We start from the raw sequence: 13269 nt of genomic DNA on the forward strand, positions 1-13269 counted from the left end.
TTTGCACACCCCGTTCATCGCGCCCTCGCCAAGGTGAAGACAAGGGGCGGCCAATCGCCACGGGCATCGGCCAATTCCAGCCGAATGCGTGCGGGATACTGTTTATTGGTGGAATCCCATTGCTGGGTCCAGTTACCCGTGAGACCATCCTGATAATGCCACTGCAGGGTGCGCACATCGGCCAGCAGTGTTTCCCGCAGAGCCCTGCTCCAATCCAGGGCCATGGCAGAACCGTCGTATGGCAAAGCCTCCACCGACAGGTCGACCCGGCCATCATCATGCCGCCACGGGCCAATGCGAAAGACATGCAGCCCCCCGGCATGGCCACGCTCTGGCAAAGGGGCCACCCACATGGCTCCAGCGGCATTGCCACTGAAGAAGTTCACGAAGCCGCCTCCCTCCCGGCGGCTCAGCAAGCGCAACGTATCGAACTTGCGCCCCAGCCATTGGCTAACGGTCAGCATGTGCTCCGCTCGATCCATAAGGCGCTGATTGCGCTCCTCGGTCCGCCCGATCACTCCGAATCCCGCAAACATCAGGCCCACGACCGCCGCAGTGACCGCCAGGCCAATGAGCAGTTCGATCAGGGTAAAACCACGCTCAAAGGATCGCTTGAAGCCGGTCATGGCGCGGCCCGGTAGGGTTTCCAAGTGATCCAACTCAAGACGGCTGGCCCATCCTGAGTACGCATGACTTCCACGGTCACCCGCGCAGCAGGCAGTGCCGCAGGCGCTCTCCGTCCCGCTGTATCGCTGACTTGCGCCGGATCAGGCTGCACGCCCAGACGCCAATGCCAGGTCCCGGCCTGGCCTGCGGACTGACGCATCACATCTTCCGCATAGATGGCGCCCGCCAGCACCGATCGCGCCACCAGCGCCGCCTCGACTCTCTCTTCGACTGCCACGGCATTTTTCGAACTCTGGCCCACGGTCCGGTACAAGGTGCCCAATGCGATCGAGGCAATGGCCATGGCCACGAGCGCTTCCAGCAGACTGAAGCCCAGGCTGTTCTTCCTACGCCGTGCCCGAGCGACACAGGCATGACCCATCTGGGGCATTAGCGCAGTCATGACGGCGTATGGACCACGGTCTGTTCAATGCTGCCCAGCAGCCAGTTGACCCTGAAGCCCACCCCGCTCCCTGCGCGGAGCACGCTCAGCCCTCCGCCCAGGGCGCCACCTTCGGTGTTGAAGATGAAAAGAGGCTCTCCTTGCGCGGGCTCCATACCGGAACGGCGCTCCAACGCATCCCAGCGAATCTGGAGCGACTCGTGCAGGCCAAGGCGCACCCGCCCATCAACAATGAGCTGGCGGGCGCCTGGGTCGTAGGCCACAACGACGGCACGGCCCTCACGCTGACTCAACGTCCTGGCCTGCACAAGGTGGCTGGCGACATCCCGCACCGTCTGGTGGTAGCGCGCCCGATCCATGAACGACTGCGCGCCTCCACCCACCACGGCCACCGTGATAGCGGCCAACACGAGCACCACCAGCAACTCCAACAAAGTGAAGCCGGTCTGCCGCAACGGGATCACCGCGCGATGGCGAATCATGCAGTTTCCGTCAGCGGTTCAGCAAATAGCAAGACACACTGGGCTGGTATCAGTTGTAAACATCCGCGCCTTCGCCATCGCCCCCGGGTTTGGCGTCGGCACCGAGCGAGAAGATGTCCGGGGCGTTGTTGCGCCCGGGATTCTTGTATTGGTAAGCCGCCCCCCAAGGGTCGGTGGGCAGGCCCTTCTTCAGATAAGGGCCATTCCAGCCCTGGGCCGTGGCTGGGCGTTCGACCAAGGCGCGCAGGCCTTCCGCATCATTGGGGTAACGGCCCACATCGAGCTTGAAAAGATCAATGCTTTGCTCGATTTCGGCGATCTGCACACGGGCCGTCTTGGACTTGGCGCCGCCGAGCTGGTCGAGCACCCGTGGACCCACCAAGCCTGCGAGCAGAGTCAGGATGACCAGCACCACGAGCAGCTCAATGAGGGTGAAACCCGAGGCATGTCGCAGAGACAGGAGATTCGGGGAGGCGTTTTTCTTTCGCAGGATTTGCATGGATGGGTTTCCAGGAACGACAAGGGTCAGATGGTATCGTTGATGGCCAGCACGCCACCAAGGATGGAGATGATGATGAAGGCCACCACCAGGCCCAGGAGGATGATGATCAGGGGCTCCATGGCCGCCAGCACACGTGTCATGGTGCGGCGCCCCTCTTCCTCATGGCGGTCCGCCAAGGCGAGCAGGGTGGCATCGAGCTGACCGGTTTCTTCCGCCACGCGGATCAGCTGCGGCGTGCTGGTCTTGTGAAAGTAGCGCACGTCAAAACCCGATGACAGCCGCTTGCCTGTCTTGACCGTATCGACGAGCGGCTCCAGGTCTTTGCGCAATACCGTATTGGTCAGAGTGTCGATGGCAATCTTCAGCGCATCGACCATGGGAATACCGCGCTGCAGCAAGATACCGAAAGTGCGGAAATACATCGCAAATTGAAGATTCTTGAGCACCGGCCCCAGCAGCGGAATACCTAGCAACAACTGGTCGATGTGCATGCGTCCGGCCGGGGTAGCCGCCCAGCGCGAGAACAGGAAGAGCACGGTGGTCAGCCCCAGCAGCAGCTCCATCCAGCGAGCGCGTATCAGATCGCTGAACCGCACGACAAGTTGGGTCGAATAGGGCAGCGCTTCGCCCATGGAATCAAAGATCTCCCGGAACTGCGGAACCACGAAGGCCAGAAGCAGCACCACGGACAACACCGCCACCACCAGCAGGATGACGGGGTAGGTCATCGAGGAGATAACGTAGCTGCGCAGCTTGTCCTCGGCTTCGAGCTGCACTGTCAGCTCCTTGAGAACCACGTGCAGCGCTCCGGAGGTTTCACCGGCACGCACCAGCACGAGGTATTGCCGGCCCAGATCCGACTCGAAGGGAGCCAAGGACTGGTAGAGGGATTTACCGCCACGCACACCCTCTTCCACGCGAGCGATGAACGATTTGAGGCGCTCATTGTCGGCCGTTTCCTTGAGCATGGCCAAGGCCCTGTCAAGCGGCATGTTGGCCTGCTTGAGGTGCGCCATTTCGCGGCTGAACAACAGAATGTCCTTGCGCTTGAGCTCGGTGCTGCGTGAGGCCTCCGGGTTGCGTTCCACGTCACCCACGCCACCCGATATCCTCACGGGGGTGATTCCCTGGCCGATCAGGCGCAATCGCGCGGAGTCGGCATTGGGCGCACGAACACTGCCCTGGCATGGTTTGCCGTCGGAAGTGACTCCGGCATATTGAAAATCAATCATTTTGGCGAGCGACCCGCAACACTTCCTCGGCCGTGGTCAGTCCTTCAAAGACCTTGGTTGCTCCATCCTGCAGCAAGTTCCCCCCCGCGTAGGCGCCTTCGTCGCCATGCAAGGACGAACCGCGCTCCAGCACCGCGCGCTTGACTTCGTCATTGAGCACCAGCAACTCGTGGATGGCCAGCCGCCCCCGGTAGCCCGTGGAGCGGCAATGGCTGCAGCCCACCGGCCGGTAGAGCACCGCGCCAGGCTGCACTTGCATGCCCAGCGTGGCCGCGGCCAGCCGCGCTTGCTCCGCTGGCAACGGTTCCTTGCATTCAGCGCAGAGTTTCCTGACCAGGCGCTGCGCCAGCACCCCCACCACGGAAGCCGTGATGAGATAAGGCTCGACACCCATGTTGATGAGACGGATGATCGCACCCAAGGCACTGTTGGTATGCAGCGTGGAAAGCACCAGATGCCCGGTCAGCGCGGCCTGGACCGCGATTTCCGCCGTTTCGCCGTCCCGCATTTCCCCGATCATGATGACGTCGGGGTCTTGCCGCAGGAAGGAACGGAGCACGGCGGCAAAGGTGAGCCCGATTTGCGGTTGCACCTGCACCTGGTTGAGCCATTGCAGCCGGTATTCGACGGGGTCCTCGACGGTAAGGATCTTGAGATTTTCCCCTTCAAGCTCTTGCAGGGATGCGTACAGCGTGGTGGATTTCCCCGAGCCCGTGGGGCCAGTGACCAGCAGGATCCCATGGGGAATGCTCAGCAACTGGCGGAACATCTGCAGCGTCGGGGGTGTGAAATGCAGGCTTTCGAGCGACAGCAGGTCGAAATTCTTCTCCAACAGACGCATGACCACCGACTCGCCAAACATGGTGGGGACCGTGGATACGCGTGCATCCATTTCCTTGCCATGCACGCGCAGCTTGGTCCGACCGTCCTGGGGCATCCGGCGCTCGGCGATGTCCAGTTGCGAGAGTATCTTGATGCGCGAAACGACAGCGGGTGCGTCCTTGTTATCGATTTCATCGATGGGGAAGATCTCGCCATCCACCCGGATGCGCACGACCGATTTTTCTTCGTAGGTTTCGATGTGGATGTCGGATGCCTGCGCAGCAACTGCCTGCGCCAGGATCTGGTTCACGCGCTGGATGATGGGCGCTTCCGAGGCCATGTCGCGCAAATGCTCGATGAATTCAGAGGCCTCCGGCACCCCCCATCCATCTTCCTCGCCTTCCGATGCGCTCTGGACGTACCACTCGTTGAGTTGACTGGAAATCTCGGATTCCAGGCCAAATACGATTTTCGGCACCTCGCCGAAGACCAGGCGGAGTGCGTTGCGCAGCGCATCGTTACGGGGATCGGCCGAAGCGAAGGCTGGTATGACCTCACCCTCCTGAACGGCACCGAGGGGCAGCAGGTTATGGGCCAGCAGAAAGCCCGTGTTGAGCCGTGATGTCTCGGGCTGCTCCGAAGGAAATGCCTCCGTGCGCACGAGAGGCAGTCCCGCCTGCTGGGCCAGGGCCGTATACACATCGACTTCGGACACCAGCCCCAGACTGATCAATAGACGGCCCAGCCGCCCCCCCATTGAGCGCTGGACTTCCAGCGCTCGATCGAGATCATGGCGAGAGATCTTCTGCAAGCCCAGAAGGATTTCTCCCAGACGGCTGGCAGGCACTTCCACGCCCGGTTCGGTCTGTTCTTCTAACGGGAAACTCATTCTTCAGCCTTGTTCTGTCTTGCGCACATCCAGTGCCACGCTGTCTTGCTGCGCCGGATATCCTTCAGCCCCCGGCCACAGCATGCAACGCAAGAGCCGATCCACCTCGGATCCTGGATAGTATTTCCTATAGCTGCGGATTCTCTGCCACAGCGGCCTGTTTCTCCAAGCCAGGTACTCCGTGACATAGCTTGCATCCCGTTGCAGCATGCGCAAGCGAGCCTCCAGTGCATGGGCTTGGCGATAGCTGTTGCAGCCCGCTTCGCGTGCCTGGCGAAGCACGCCTGCGCCATCTTTCAAAAGCCGCGCCGCACGGCTCGGCCAACTGCGGCTCCGGGCACCAATCTGATTGACGGCATGCTGCCGGTACAGGAGCGAGGGTGAATCAATGAAAGAGCGCTGACCGCTGCCGCTGATCACAGCGCACCACCAGTCATGCACCACCACCTCCGCAGGAATGGGCAACGCTATCTCCAACAAAGAGCGGTTCACCATGGTGGCGCAGCCGGTAACCTGGTTCATGCTCAAGAGCCACAATGCAGCGCAGTTGGCGGGGCTCATCGATTGATAGCGCACAAAAGACGGCGCAATCAGCTCCAGATTCTGGTCCACGACAGACAGATCGGTATGAACCAGGCAGGGCGTACGCGCACCACTGCGGCCTTCGATACGTCGCATTTCCGCCAGGGAATTTCCCACCTTGTGGGGCAGCCAGACATCGTCCTGGTCGCAAAACATTGACCAGTTGGCCCGCCCATCGTCCAGGCTGGCTTGCATCAGGTATTCAAAATTGCGCAAACCGCCATCGGCACGGGTCCGCGGCCGCAGCAGCATAAGACGCCCCCCAAACTGCAGTCGGTATCGCTCCAGAATGGCCTGCGTTCCATCGGTCGAGCCATCGTCGCTCACCAGCACACGGAAATGAGGATACGTCTGTGCCAGGAGCGAATCGAGCAGGTCCGGGAGGTACCTGGCACCGTTCCAGGTAGCCAGCAGCACGTCAACCAGAGTGTTGCTCATGGCGATCCCGGTACTGGCGGTAAGCAGGCGAATGCCAGAGACGCAAGAGGCTGCGCAGATGCCATCCGAGATGGCGGAGATGGCGTCGGCTGGCCCTGCTGGCCTCATGCACCACAGACGCGCCGGGAGCCTCTACCAGCCGATACCCGGCCAACTGCAGTCGAAGACAGATATCCACATCCTCGCAATACATGTGGTACGACTCATCAAAACCCTGCAATTGTTGGTACGCAGCCCTGCGAAACAACAGCAGCGCCGCATTGGCCCAGTCGGGAGTAGCCGACGGCATGTGGCGATCCGACGCACGGCCGAGGTAGCGGCACAGCAGCGCCTTCGGGGTGGGGACACGGCGCGCATGGTCTTGCGGCTTCCCGTGCGGATCGAACTGGCGAGGATAGACACCACCCACACCGTCCTGCAAGGCTGCCTGAACCATGGCCCGCCAAGGCTCCTGGTGCCAGGAGATATCCGGATTCATCACCGCAAAATAAGGCGCTGGGATTGGCTGCAATTGATCCTGCAGAAAGGCGTGGTTATGGTTGGCGCCAAACCCCTGGGGTTTGTTATTGCATATCAACCGGACATCCAGCTTGCCCTGCCAGGCACCATCGCTGCGGGCGAGCGCCTGCGTCAGGTCAGGCTCGGCGATATTGAGTGTGATCCACACCCTGGAAATCCAGCCCCCCGATGACCGGGACAGCAAGGTCAGCAATTGCAGCACCTGCGCGCCATGCCCATGGCTAACGATGGAGAGTGCAATGGACACGGGGCCGCCGATCCCCAGATCAAGCGAACAGTTCTTCCGGGCTCAGCCCGGCCAGCAAGGGGGCCGCGCGGTCCTTGGCTGAAAGCAGAGGCTGCTCTCCATGCACAACCGGCCAAACGACACCGATCTGCGGATCGTTCCACGCGATAGAGCGCTCATGCTGCGGTGCATAGTAGTCGGTGGTCTTATAGAGAAAATCAGCACTCTCGCTCAGCACCAGGAAACCATGGGCGAACCCCGGAGGCACCCACAACTGGCGATGGTTCTCGGCACTCAATTCCACGCCCACCCATTGCCCAAAGGTGGGTGAACTGCGGCGCACATCCACCGCCACATCGAACACGGCACCCTGCACCACGCGCACCAGCTTGCCCTGGGGTTGCTGGATCTGGTAGTGCAGGCCACGCAGCACGCCCTTGCTGCTGCGGCTGTGGTTGTCCTGCACGAATTCGTGGTTCGTGCCCGTGGCCTCATTGAAGGCGCGCTGGTTGAAGCTCTCGAAGAAAAACCCGCGCGCATCGCCGAACACCTTGGGTTCGATCAACACAACGTCAGGAATGGACAGACGGCTGGCTTGCATGGCGGGCTCAGTAGATTTTTTCTTGAAGCAAACGCAGCAGGTACTGGCCATAGCCATTCTTCGCCAATGGCTGCGCCAGGCGCTGCAACTGCTCGCTGTCGATCCATCGGCCGCGCCAGGCGATTTCCTCGGGGCAGGCGATCTTGAGCCCCTGGCGGTGCTCCAGCGTGGCGATGAACTGGCTGGCCTCCAGCAGGCTCTCGTGCGTGCCGGTGTCCAGCCAGGCATAGCCCCGGCCCATGATCTCGACATTGAGCTCGCCCTGCTCCAGGTACAGGCGATTCAGGTCGGTGATCTCCAATTCGCCACGGGCCGATGGCTTGAGGCCTTTGGCGAGTCGGACCACCTGGTTGTCGTAGAAATACAGACCCGTCACCGCATAGCTGGACTTGGGAGCCTTGGGCTTTTCTTCCAGCGACAGCACCTTGCCCTGGGCATCGAACTCAGCCACGCCGTAGCGCTCGGGATCGTGCACATGGTAAGCGAACACGCTGGCCCCCTCGACCCGCTGGGTGGCGTTGCCCAGCAGTTCATGGAAATCGTGGCCATGGAAGATGTTGTCGCCCAGCACCAGCGCGCTGGGCGAGTCGCCGACGAACTGCTCGCCGATGATGAAGGCCTGCGCCAAGCCGTCCGGGCTGGGTTGCACGGCGTACTGCAGGTGGATGCCCCACTGGCTTCCATCGCCGAGCAGCTGCTCGAAGCGCGGCGTGTCCTGCGGCGTGCTGATGACCAGGATGTCGCGGATGCCCGCCAGCATCAGGGTGCTGAGCGGGTAGTAGATCATGGGCTTGTCGTACACCGGCAGCAGTTGCTTGCTGATGGCGAGCGTGGCGGGGTGGAGCCGGGTGCCGGAACCGCCGGCGAGGATGATGCCTTTGCGTGCTGTCATGGTCGGTGTGCGTCAGAGGATCTCGGTGAGCATGCGCGCCACACCCGCTTGCCAATGCGGGAGCTGGAGGCCGAAGATGGTTTGCAATTTGCAGGTGTCCAGGCGCGAATTGTGCGGGCGCCGGGCCGGCGTGGGGAAGGCACTGGTCGGCACGGGCGCAATGTCATTCACCATGAATTTCATAGCATCTTGCGCTTGCCTGGCGTGATCAATAGCGAATTTTGCATAGGCATGCCAAGTTGTTTCGCCAGCGGCCACGCAATGGTAGAGCCCGCCGTCTTCGGGATGCCGCCGGACATGCCTGACGGCATGGGCCGTCACGTCGGCGAGCAGATCCGCGCCCGTGGGCGCTCCCCACTGGTCGTCGATGACCGTCAGGCGCTCGCGCTCCTGCGCCAAGCGCAGCATGGTCTTGGCGAAGTTGCCGCCACGCGCTGCATAGACCCAGCTCGTGCGCAGGATCAGGTGCCGGCAGCCCGATTGCTGGATGAGCTGCTCGCCCTCCCATTTGGTGCGGCCGTAGACGCTGAGGGGCGCGGGGACATCGGCCTCGACCCAGGGCCGGCTGCCGCTGCCATCGAACACGTAGTCGGTGCTGTAATGCACCAGCCAGGCGCCCAGGCGTGCGGCCTCTTCAGCCAAAACTCCAGGGCTGGTGGCGTTGAGCAAGCGCGCGAACTCGGGCTCGCTCTCGGCCTTGTCCACGGCGGTGTGGGCGGCGGCGTTGACGATGACATCGGGACGCAAGGCCCGGACGGTATCGCGGATACCTTCCGGCTGGCTGAAATCGCCGCAGTGTGCCTGGCTATCGAAATCGAGCGCGGTCACCGTCCCCAGCACGGACAGGCTGCGCTGCAGTTCCCAGCCGACCTGCCCGCCCTTGCCCAGCAGCAGGATGTTCATGCGGCCGCGCCTTCGTACTGCTTGGCGACCCACTCGCGGTAGGCGCCGCTTTGCACCTGCGCCACCCAGTCGGGATGGTCCAGGTACCACTGCACCGTCTTGCGGATACCGGTGTCGAAGGTCTCGAACGGCTTCCAGCCCAGTTCGCGCTCGATCTTGCGGGCGTCGATGGCATAGCGCCGGTCGTGGCCGGGGCGATCCTTCACATAGGTGATCTGCGTGCGGTAGCTCTGGCCGTCGGCGCGCGGGCGCAACTCGTCCAGCAGGGCGCAAACCGTGTTCACGATGTCGATGTTGGGCTTCTCGTTCCAGCCGCCGACGTTGTAGGTCTCCCCCACCTTGCCCGCTTCGAGCACGCGGCGGATGGCGCTGCAATGGTCCTTGACGTAGAGCCAGTCACGGATCTGCATGCCGTCGCCATACACGGGCAGGCTCTTACCGGCCAGCGCGTTGACGATCATCAGCGGGATGAGCTTTTCCGGGAAGTGGTAGGGTCCATAGTTATTGCTGCAGTTGGTGGTGAGCACCGGCAGGCCGTAGGTATGGTGCCAGGCACGCACGAGGTGGTCGCTGGCGGCCTTGCTGGCGCTGTACGGGCTGTTGGGCTCGCAGTTGTGCGTTTCGGTGAACGCGGGAGCATCGGGCGCCAAGGTGCCGTAGACCTCGTCGGTGCTCACGTGCAGGAAGCGGAATGCTTCTTTCTCGATCGCTGGAAGCGCTTGCCAGTAGTGTCTCGCAGCCTCCAAGAGCCTGAAACTGCCGACGACGTTGGTCTGGATGAAGTCCTCGGGACCGTGGATGGAGCGGTCAACGTGCGATTCGGCCGCGAAATTCACGATGGCGCGGGGCCGGTGTTCGGCCAGGAGACGGTCCAGCAGCGCCCGGTCACCGATGTCACCCTGCACGAAAACATGGCGCGCATCGCCTCGCACGCTGGCCAGGTTGTGCAGATTGCCCGCGTAGGTCAGCTTGTCGAGGTTGACGACGCCCTCGCTGGAGCCGCCGAGCCAGTCGAGAACGAAATTGGCGCCGATGAAGCCGGCGCCGCCGGTGACGAGGATCATGGGATAGACCGTTGTTAGAGCCTGCAGGCAAAGCTTGCGATTATCCCACCACCCCGGCCCCGACCTGTAACCATTTACCCTGGGGGCGCGCAGCCCTCAGAAATGGATGCCGCGCATCATCTGCTGCAGCGCGATGGCCTCGGCCGACAGCTGCGGCTTACCGCTCTTGTCGCCCTTGGCCGCCGTCGAGTCGGGGAACATGCGGAAGCTGGCGTTCATGCCGATCTGCGCCACGCGCGGCACCAGGGCGTGCAGCACCTGCCCCAGGATGCCCAGGCGCGTGGCGATGCGCACGGGCTTGAAGATGCAGGCCTGGGCAATCATGTCGGCGGCCTCCTCGGGACTGAGCGTGGGCACGTTGTTGTAGATCTGCGTGGGCGCGATCATGGGCGTGCGCACCAGCGGCATGTTGATGGTGGTGAAGGTGATGCCCTGGTCGGCGAACTCGCTCGATGCGCAGCGCGTCCAGGCATCGAGCGCCGCCTTGCTGGCCACGTAGGCGGAGAAACGAGGCGCGTTCGTCAGCACGCCGATGGAGCTGATGTTCACCACATGGCCCTTGCGCTTTTCCACCATGCCGGGCAAAAAGCCCATGGTGACGCGCAGGCAGCCGAAGTAGTTGAGCTGCATGGTGCGCTCGTAATCGTGGAAACGGTCGTAGCTCGACTCGATGGCGCGGCGGATGGAGCGGCCCGCGTTGTTGATGAGGAAATCCACACCGCCATGGTCGGCGATGAGCTGCCGCACGAAGCGGTCGCAGTCGGGCATGTCGGCGATGTCGGCCGCATAGGCGATGAACTGGTAGCCCTTGGCCTTGGCTTCCTGGCAAGCGGCGTCGAGCTTGTCCTGGTCGCGTCCGCAGATGATGGTGGTGGCGCCCGCCTCGGCGAACTTGTGCGCCGCCGCCAGGCCGATGCCCGACGACCCGCCCGTCACCAGCACCACCTTGCCGCCCACCGTGCCCTTGAGCGTGCGGTCGATGAACAGCTCGGGGTCGAGGTGGCGCTCCCAGTAGTCCCACAGCCGCCAGGCATAGTCCTTGAGGTTGGGGCATTCCACCCCGGAGCCCTTGAGCGCCGCCAGCGTTTCGCGGCAGTCGAAGCGCGTGGGGTAGTTCACGAAGGTGAGCATGTCCTCGGGCAGACCCAGGTCCTTGAGCACGGCATTGCGCACGCGGCGCACCGGCGCGATGGCCATCAGGCTTTTCTTCACGCCCTTGGGGATGAAACCCAGCAGGGCCGCGTTGACGAACAGGTTCATGCGCGGCGCATGCGCGGCGCGCGAGAAGATGTCGAGCACGTCGCCCACGCGGTAGCCCACCGGATCGACCAGATGGAAGCATTTTTTGCCGATCGACGGCTGGTGGCTGATCACGTTGATCGCATTGACCACGAAGTCCACCGGCACGATGTTCACGCGCCCGCCCTCCAGGCCCACGGCGGGCATCCACGGCGGCAGCAGCTGGCGCATGCGCTGGATGAGCTTGAAGAAGTAGTACGGGCCGTCGATCTTGTCCATCTCGCCGGTCGTGCTGTCACCCACCACCATGGCCGGGCGGTACACCGTCCAGGGCATCTTGCAGTCCTGGCGCACGATCTTTTCGCTCTCGTGCTTGGTCATGAAATACGGGTGTTCCAGGCCCTCGGCCTCCTCGAACATGTCCTCGCGGAACACGCCCTCGTACAGGCCGGCCGCGGCGATGGACGAGACGAGATGGAAATGGCCGGCGTCGATGGCCCGTGCGAAATCGACCGTGTTGCGCGTGCCCTCGATGTTCACGGCCACCTGGCTCTCGGTGTCGGCCGAAAGGTCGTAGACGGCGGCCAGGTGGTGAAAGTGGTCGATCTGGCCCTTGAGCTTCTTCACATCCTCGGACGACACCCCGAGCTTCTTCGCCGTGAGGTCGCCGAACACCGGCACAGCGCGCGTGGCACTCACGCCCCAGTAGCGGCGCAGTTCGGCCACCTTGTCCGCGCTCTCCTTGCGCAGCAGGAAATACACCACGCTGCCCTTGCGCTCCAGGAGCTTTTTGACCAGCCGCTTGCCAATGAACCCTGTCGCCCCTGTCACGAAATACTGCATGGGAATACTCCTGTTGATCGCTGCATTCATTCTTGCCCAGCCGCATGGCCGCAGGCTTCAGCAAAAACCCGTGCCGATGCTACCCAAACCGCATATCCTAGACGGCAGGCTCTACGCTTTTAGGAGCGCGCACCTACACGGCACAGGGCACAGCGCGTACAGTCCGGCCTATGCCAAAAGCAGATCGCCGCGGCACCCATTTCATCCCTTCCTTGGAGGCCACATGGTCAAGAAACTGCAAAAACTCAGCAACGACAAGAAAAAGACTGGCGCTCAGTTGTCCAGCACCGTCAAGGACTCGGCACAGCAGATCTGGCTGGCCGGCCTGGGCGCTTTCTCCAAGGCCCAGGAAGAAGGCGGCAAGGTGTTCGAGGCCCTGGTGAAGGAAGGCCTGTCCATCCAGCGCAAGACCCAGGCCGTGGCCGAGGAAAAGATCTCGGAAGCCACCAGCCGCGTGACCAGCATGGCCAGCGACATCGGCTCGCGCGCCGCCGGTCAGTGGGACAAATTGGAAAACATCTTCGAAGACCGCGTGGCCACCGCCCTGTCCAAGCTGGGCGTGCCCTCTGCCCGCGACCTGGACGTGCTCAACGCCCGCATCGACGCCCTGGCCAAGAGCCTGGGCAAGGCCCCGCCAGCCAAGGAGGCCGCCAAGCCCGCCGCCAAGAAGGCTGCGGCAAAGCCCGCGACGAAGAAGGCCGTGGCCAAGCCCGCAGCCAAGAAGGTCGCCGCCAAGCCGGCCGCCAAACCCGCCGTGAAGGCCGCGCCCAAGGCCGCCGTCAAGAAGACCACCGCCAAGGCACGCGCCCCCTTCCCCAAGGTGGCTCCGCGTGGCACCGACACCGCGCAGGCAGCGGACGGCGCGGCCAGCGCCGCCTGATCGCCCCATGGCATGCCGCAGGGACCCCGGTTCCTGCACGCAGCGGCTGTCACGCCCAAGGTGTGACAGCCGCTGTGCATTCATAC

At 63.0% G+C, this 13269-nt stretch carries 14 protein-coding genes; 1 reads left to right on the forward strand and 13 read right to left on the reverse strand.

The window, feature by feature from the left end; translation table 11 throughout:
- Positions 1–14: 14 nt before the first annotated feature.
- The 13 genes from D8S75_RS03550 to D8S75_RS03610 form a co-directional block, all read right to left on the reverse strand.
- The gene (locus D8S75_RS03550; protein ID WP_119964569.1) at positions 15–626 is read right to left on the reverse strand and encodes a PulJ/GspJ family protein; all 612 of its coding nucleotides are present in this window, start codon (positions 624–626) and stop codon (positions 15–17) included.
- Entirely contained in the window at positions 623–1069 is a 447-nt protein-coding gene (locus D8S75_RS03555; RefSeq protein WP_306419007.1) for a type IV pilus modification PilV family protein, read from the reverse strand. Before D8S75_RS03555 ends, D8S75_RS03550 begins: the two co-directional genes overlap by 4 nt.
- Positions 1066–1551 (reverse strand): prepilin-type N-terminal cleavage/methylation domain-containing protein, encoded by a 486-nt coding sequence (locus D8S75_RS03560; protein WP_119964570.1) that lies wholly within the window; start codon positions 1549–1551, stop codon positions 1066–1068. The genes D8S75_RS03555 and D8S75_RS03560 overlap by 4 nt, the downstream gene beginning before the upstream one ends.
- A 49-nt stretch (positions 1552–1600) precedes the next feature.
- Positions 1601–2050 carry a type II secretion system major pseudopilin GspG gene (gene gspG / locus D8S75_RS03565; protein ID WP_119964571.1) on the reverse strand — a complete coding sequence of 150 codons (450 nt, stop codon included), beginning with the start codon at positions 2048–2050 and terminating at the stop codon, positions 1601–1603.
- 26 nt (positions 2051–2076) lie between these two features.
- Positions 2077–3285: a type II secretion system F family protein gene (locus D8S75_RS03570; protein WP_119964572.1), complete on the reverse strand. Its 1209-nt coding sequence runs from the start codon at positions 3283–3285 to the stop codon at positions 2077–2079.
- A complete protein-coding gene (locus D8S75_RS03575; RefSeq protein ID WP_119964573.1) occupies positions 3278–4996 on the reverse strand; it encodes a GspE/PulE family protein in 1719 nt (572 codons plus the stop codon). Before D8S75_RS03575 ends, D8S75_RS03570 begins: the two co-directional genes overlap by 8 nt.
- Before the next feature lie 3 nt (positions 4997–4999).
- Positions 5000–6016, reverse strand: a complete 1017-nt coding sequence (locus D8S75_RS03580; RefSeq protein ID WP_119964574.1) for a glycosyltransferase family 2 protein — start codon at positions 6014–6016, stop codon at positions 5000–5002.
- Positions 5997–6782, reverse strand: a complete 786-nt coding sequence (locus D8S75_RS03585) for a glycosyltransferase family 2 protein (protein WP_232828883.1) — start codon at positions 6780–6782, stop codon at positions 5997–5999. The genes D8S75_RS03580 and D8S75_RS03585 overlap by 20 nt, the downstream gene beginning before the upstream one ends.
- 19 nt (positions 6783–6801) lie before the next feature.
- Complete coding sequence (gene rfbC, locus D8S75_RS03590) at positions 6802–7362, reverse strand: dTDP-4-dehydrorhamnose 3,5-epimerase (RefSeq protein ID WP_119964575.1); 561 nt, start codon at positions 7360–7362, stop codon at positions 6802–6804.
- Between the two features lie 7 nt (positions 7363–7369).
- Complete coding sequence (rfbA, locus tag D8S75_RS03595; protein WP_119964576.1) at positions 7370–8254, reverse strand: glucose-1-phosphate thymidylyltransferase RfbA; 885 nt, start codon at positions 8252–8254, stop codon at positions 7370–7372.
- A gap of 12 nt (positions 8255–8266) precedes the next feature.
- Entirely contained in the window at positions 8267–9157 is an 891-nt protein-coding gene (gene rfbD / locus D8S75_RS03600; RefSeq protein WP_119964577.1) for a dTDP-4-dehydrorhamnose reductase, read from the reverse strand.
- Positions 9154–10221: a dTDP-glucose 4,6-dehydratase gene (gene rfbB, locus D8S75_RS03605; protein WP_119964578.1), complete on the reverse strand. Its 1068-nt coding sequence runs from the start codon at positions 10219–10221 to the stop codon at positions 9154–9156. Before rfbB ends, rfbD begins: the two co-directional genes overlap by 4 nt.
- A 96-nt stretch (positions 10222–10317) precedes the next feature.
- The gene (locus D8S75_RS03610) at positions 10318–12303 is read right to left on the reverse strand and encodes an SDR family oxidoreductase (protein WP_119964579.1); all 1986 of its coding nucleotides are present in this window, start codon (positions 12301–12303) and stop codon (positions 10318–10320) included.
- A 223-nt stretch (positions 12304–12526) separates the two neighbouring features.
- Between D8S75_RS03610 and D8S75_RS03615 the strand changes: the two genes are divergently transcribed.
- Positions 12527–13183 carry a phasin family protein gene (locus D8S75_RS03615; protein WP_119964580.1) on the forward strand — a complete coding sequence of 219 codons (657 nt, stop codon included), beginning with the start codon at positions 12527–12529 and terminating at the stop codon, positions 13181–13183.
- The last annotated feature ends 86 nt before the right edge of the window (positions 13184–13269 follow it).

It is taken from the genome of Simplicispira lacusdiani (assembly GCF_003604195.1).
GTDB classification, from domain to species: Bacteria; Pseudomonadota; Gammaproteobacteria; order Burkholderiales; family Burkholderiaceae_C; genus Simplicispira; species Simplicispira lacusdiani.

Coding starts and splice junctions, on each gene's coding strand:
- rfbB (WP_119964578.1), bottom strand. CDS start 10,221: ATGATCCTCGTCACCGGCGGCGCCGGCTTCATCGGCGCCAATTTCGTT.
- D8S75_RS03560 (WP_119964570.1), bottom strand. CDS start 1,551: ATGATTCGCCATCGCGCGGTGATCCCGTTGCGGCAGACCGGCTTCACT.
- D8S75_RS03610 (WP_119964579.1), bottom strand. CDS start 12,303: ATGCAGTATTTCGTGACAGGGGCGACAGGGTTCATTGGCAAGCGGCTG.
- D8S75_RS03575 (WP_119964573.1), bottom strand. CDS start 4,996: ATGAGTTTCCCGTTAGAAGAACAGACCGAACCGGGCGTGGAAGTGCCT.
- D8S75_RS03615 (WP_119964580.1), top strand. CDS start 12,527: ATGGTCAAGAAACTGCAAAAACTCAGCAACGACAAGAAAAAGACTGGC.
- D8S75_RS03580 (WP_119964574.1), bottom strand. CDS start 6,016: ATGAGCAACACTCTGGTTGACGTGCTGCTGGCTACCTGGAACGGTGCC.
- rfbA (WP_119964576.1), bottom strand. CDS start 8,254: ATGACAGCACGCAAAGGCATCATCCTCGCCGGCGGTTCCGGCACCCGG.
- D8S75_RS03570 (WP_119964572.1), bottom strand. CDS start 3,285: ATGATTGATTTTCAATATGCCGGAGTCACTTCCGACGGCAAACCATGC.
- D8S75_RS03555 (WP_306419007.1), bottom strand. CDS start 1,069: ATGACTGCGCTAATGCCCCAGATGGGTCATGCCTGTGTCGCTCGGGCA.
- gspG (WP_119964571.1), bottom strand. CDS start 2,050: ATGCAAATCCTGCGAAAGAAAAACGCCTCCCCGAATCTCCTGTCTCTG.
- rfbC (WP_119964575.1), bottom strand. CDS start 7,362: ATGCAAGCCAGCCGTCTGTCCATTCCTGACGTTGTGTTGATCGAACCC.
- D8S75_RS03550 (WP_119964569.1), bottom strand. CDS start 626: ATGACCGGCTTCAAGCGATCCTTTGAGCGTGGTTTTACCCTGATCGAA.
- rfbD (WP_119964577.1), bottom strand. CDS start 9,157: ATGAACATCCTGCTGCTGGGCAAGGGCGGGCAGGTCGGCTGGGAACTG.